Annotated in this window: 1 protein-coding gene; it reads right to left on the bottom strand. The window is 62.8% G+C overall.

Annotation, left to right across the window (positions count from 1 at the left end; translation table 11 throughout):
• Nucleotides 1-89: 89 nt before the first annotated feature.
• On the bottom strand, nt 90-430 hold a 341-nt coding region (locus tag BP869_RS01765; protein WP_342676330.1), incomplete at its 5' end, for a queuosine precursor transporter.

Here is a 430-nt window from a genome sequence, read left to right on the forward strand (position 1 = left end):
CGGATTGGGGGGCGGCAGCCCCCCGGCAAGATCTGCCGGTCCACTGCCTTCCCCCGCCTCTACCATCACCGAGAGAAAAAAAGAGGCCTTCAGGCCTTCTCCAGATACCGCTTATACCACCAGAACCACGGAGTGTCCAGGAAGCCGATGATGTTCTTCGCCACGATCTGGCCGATGATGAGGGGGAGGAGCGGGGCCACGCCGGCGAAGGCGATGGTGACGAAGATGACGCTGTCGATGGTCAGGCCAAGGAGGTCGCTGGAGACACTCCGCAGCAGGATCCTGTCGGGGTAGCGCTCCTTGAGGCGTGCGAAGACCCAGGCGTCGAGGTTCTGCGTGATCAGGAAGGTGATCCAGGAGGCGACGACGATCCTGAGGCTCTGGGCAAAGACCTCCTGCCACATCTCCTCGTAGGCGAAGAAGGGGGCGG

The organism is Methanofollis sp. UBA420 (assembly GCF_002498315.1).
Classification (GTDB): Archaea; Halobacteriota; Methanomicrobia; order Methanomicrobiales; family Methanofollaceae; genus Methanofollis.